This is a genomic window from Paraburkholderia sp. SIMBA_054 (assembly GCF_046534875.1).
Taxonomy (GTDB): domain Bacteria; phylum Pseudomonadota; class Gammaproteobacteria; order Burkholderiales; family Burkholderiaceae; genus Paraburkholderia; species Paraburkholderia hospita.
The window spans coordinates 1-247 of the sequence record NZ_JAWRXV010001389.1 but is presented as its reverse complement, the minus strand read 5'-3'; the positions used below and the strand labels follow the sequence as shown (position 1 = coordinate 247).

General features: G+C 58.3%; 1 protein-coding gene. It reads right to left on the bottom strand.

The features are described from left to right. A partial coding sequence (locus SB822_RS59615; RefSeq protein ID WP_410859441.1) for a serine dehydratase beta chain occupies positions 1–247 on the bottom strand: 247 nt, incomplete at both ends.

The following is a 247-nucleotide window of genomic DNA, read 5'->3' as shown; positions in this document are numbered from 1 at the left end:
GCGCATTCGTTTTTCAGCGTGATTTGCGCGATCGAAAGGCCGGTTTCGCGGCACACACGCATCAGATCATCGCCGGTACGAAACGGATGCGGCACTTCCGCGCCGGCGCGCACGCCGTTCACGCGATCGCCTTCGCGATTCACCACGAAGCCGCCGCCAATCGAGTAATACTCTTTTTCTACAAGCAGTTGCCCGTTTTCGTCGAATGCCTGAAAGCGCATGCCGTTCGGATGCACGATGCTCGAAC